The organism is Sphingomonas pruni NBRC 15498, assembly GCF_001598455.1.
GTDB classification, from domain to species: Bacteria; Pseudomonadota; Alphaproteobacteria; order Sphingomonadales; family Sphingomonadaceae; genus Sphingomonas; species Sphingomonas pruni.
In genome coordinates this window covers 1-3,360 of record NZ_BCYZ01000138.1, presented here as the reverse complement: position 1 = coordinate 3,360, position 3,360 = coordinate 1, and the positions used below count along the sequence as shown (strand labels likewise).

The window sequence follows — 3,360 nt, the reverse complement described above, 5'->3', positions numbered from 1 at the left end:
AAATCCCCGACAAGCGCGCGCTTTCCTGCAGCAGCACGGTGACCAACCGCATGCGAACGCTGGAGCGCGACCAGACGATGCCGATGCGACGCCCGATCCGCCGCTCGGGCAGTTGCAGGCGGACGATGTCGATCCCCTCGGGCCAGGGCGGAGTCCAGTCGGGCACGATCGACACACCCAAGCCGCGATCGACCATCATCGCGATCGCATTCAAGGCATTGAGCTCGAACCGCTCGCGCGGGACGATGCCGAGTTCGTGCAGATAAACCTCAGCCGACCGGCCGCCCCATTGGTTGCGGTCGTAGCGAATCAGCGGTTCCTCGCGCAGCAGGTCGAGCGGATCGCGGTCGGCCAGCGCGCGCGGCGCGAGCACGATCAACGGCTCTTCGCGCAACAACAGCCAGTCGCAGGTCTTCGGCAGTGGATAGGGCGCTTCGAGTACGAGAGCGGCGTCGAGCTTGCCCGCTTCGACATCGACAAAGAGCTGCGCCGAATTGCCCGACTGGATGTGGATGTTGACCTGGGGAAAGGTCTTGCTCACCGCCGCGAGGATGTCGGGCAGCATGCCGGTCAGCGGCGTGGTGCAGGCGCCCAGCCATAATTCGCCTGTCACTTCGCCGTCCTGCGCAATACCGCGCAGATCGGTCGCGTCGCGCAGCAGCTTGCGCGCCGGCGCCAGGACACGCGCGCCCTGTTCGGTCATCCGCATCGTCCGGCCGACACGCAGCAGCAATGGCGCGCCCATCTCCCGCTCGAGCGCATGGAGTTGCTGTGCGACCGCCGACGCGCTGATGTTGAGCACGCGCGCAGCGGCCGCCATCGATCCCTGGTCGACGACGGTGACGAACGTCTTCAGGAAGCCGGTGTCGATAGTGCGGACTCCTCCGATTGAGCCGTGCCGCGCCGGGGCGTGAAGATCGTCAGGCCCTCGAGCGAATGGCTGGGCGGCGGGAACAGGAAGCTGGCGACATAGCCGATCCCGATCGAGGAGGCGATTGCCAGCGCGAGATAGAGATAGGGGTGGACGAGGCCGAAGATCCACACGACCAACGTGATGATCGACGCCAGCACGATGCCGATCGCCACGCCCTGCCAATTGGCGCGCCGGGTGAACAGGCCAAGCGTATAGGCGCCCGCGCAGCTGCCGCCGAACAGGCCGAACAATTCGATGGTGAGGTCGAGCAGCGAATGGATATCGAGCCGCGACAGGATGATCGCGATGGCGATACCGATCAGGCCGACGCCCACACTCGCGATCTCGGCGAAGCGGACGATCTGGCGCTGGCTGCGTCCGGGGATCATCCGGTCGTAGAAATCAACCGACAGCAAGGTCGCGACGCTGTTGATGATGCCCGACAAGGTGCCCATCGCCGCTGCGATCAGGCCGGCGATGATCAGCCCGACCACGCCATGCGGCAGCTCGGTGCCGATGAACGACGGAAACACCGTGTCGATCGGCAACAGCGGATTGAGCTGCCCCGGATGCACCCGGTAATAAGCGAACAGCACCGTGCCGATCATGTAGAACATGAATGCACTGGGCAGCAGCACCGCCGCGAACAGCCAGACCGAGCGCCCCGCGGCCTTTTCCGATGGTGTCGCCAGCACGCGCTGCATCAACACCTGATCCTTGGGGAAGGTTAGCACGACGTCGAACAGGACGAGGATCGTAAACGCCCAGACCGTCGGCTGGGTGACGTCGAAGCTGAAGTTCAGCATCCTGGTCTTGTCGAACGTCGCGGCGGTGTCGACGATCGTGCCTAGGCCGATCTGCCAGACGATGAAGCCGATCGCGAACAGCGCGCCGCAGGTCAGCACCAGCACCTGGAAGACATCGGTCCACACCACCGCGCGCATCCCGCCCAGCGCGGTATAGACGATGGTGAACAGCCCGACGACGACGATACACGCGACGATGTTGGTGTCGGTGATCGTGCCGATCGCCATTGCCGGCAGGAACAGCACGATCCCCATCCGCCCGCCGATCTGCATCATGATCCACAGCGCGCTCGACAGCATGCGGATCGCAGGGTGAAAGCGCTGTTCGAGATAGTTGAACACCGACACCAGGTTCAGGCGGCGGAAGATCGGCACGACGAAGACGGCGACGAACATCAGTCCGACCACCGTCGTCATCTTCGACATGATATATTCCCAGTCGGTCTCGAACGCCTTGGCCGGGACCGCGAGATAGCTGATCGAGCTGATCGAGCCCGCGAACATGCTGATCCCGGCAGCCCAGAACGGAATGGTCCGCGAGCCGAGGAAGAACTCGTTCGATGATCCCTGTTTGGCGCGCCGGTAGAAGGTCAGCCCGATGCCCAGCATGCCGAACAGATAGACGCCGATGATCACCATATCGATCGGCGCAATCGACTGGCGCGCGGATTTGAGCGTCAGCGCCGAGAAGGCGAGACCATTGCCGTCACGCCATGCCGACAGGATGCCGTCGCCCTGGCTGACGGCGGCGACCGCCGGGTGCGGCAGCGCCGATCCCAACGGTGCCCAGGCATCGGTGATTGCGCTGTAGCTGTAGAGACGCGTGCCGTCCGCGCCGCCGATCAGATAGAGCAAGTACGCCTGGCCGATCGCCCGCGCCGAACCTGGAACGACCGCGCCCGGTGCCGGCGCGCCCGCGCTCCACCCCTTGAGCTTCAGCCAGCGCCATTGCTGCCCATTCGCCAGGGTGACGAAGATACCACCATTCTGCGCCGCGAGCGCGGCGGGCACACCGCCACCCGGCCAGGCGTCGAGGGACTTCCAGGCCTCGGCGGTCGTCCAGTCGAGGCGAAGAAGATGCGCCGCGCCGCGGGCGTCCGTCCCTGCCACAATTACGGCGTCGGGCTCGAAAGCGGCAGTGGCAGACCGGAGCGACACCGGCAGCGGCGGCAGGATGCGCGGCGTGAGGTCACCGCCCGAAAAATGGAGCCCGGCGACCAGCTGAGCTCCTCCGTCGTCGCCGCGACCGATAAGCAACGTACGCCGGCCATCGCTGATGACCGTTAGCAGATGCCCAAAGTCTATATGCCCCGCATAAACCGCCGCCCAGCCGCTCGGCCGCAGCACGAACACGCGCCTGCCACCCATGTCGATCGCAACCGGACGACCATCGATCGCTGCTAGCAGGATGGGGCCCGAACTCGGCAGCGTCGGCAGGCTTGTCGCCACCGTCGACATCGGCGGCTCGGCGACGGCCGGCGCTGCGAACGAGGTCAGCAGGAAGATAGCTAAGAGTGCCTTGAGCAGGCTAGCTGTCGAACGACGGCTCATCGTCCCTCTCCCGTTGGGAGAGGGAGGGAGGCGCGTAGCGCCGGAAGGGTGAGGGTCGAGGCGAGAATATTGTCCTCACCCTTCCCACTC

Annotated in this window: 2 protein-coding genes; both read right to left on the bottom strand. The window is 65.3% G+C overall.

Annotation, left to right across the window (positions count from 1 at the left end; all coding sequences use genetic code 11):
- A partial coding sequence (locus tag SPR01S_RS20810) for a LysR family transcriptional regulator (protein WP_218016786.1) occupies positions 1-820 on the bottom strand: 820 nt, incomplete at its 3' end.
- 32 nt (positions 821-852) lie between these two features.
- Complete coding sequence (locus SPR01S_RS20805; RefSeq protein WP_066593727.1) at positions 853-3,270, bottom strand: sodium:solute symporter; 2,418 nt, start codon at positions 3,268-3,270, stop codon at positions 853-855.
- Positions 3,271-3,360: the final 90 nt, after the last annotated feature.

What these genes read in the sequence shown, in the direction of transcription:
- SPR01S_RS20805 (WP_066593727.1), bottom strand. Translation starts at nt 3,270, where the DNA reads ATGAGCCGTCGTTCGACAGCTAGCCTGCTCAAGGCACTCTTAGCTATC.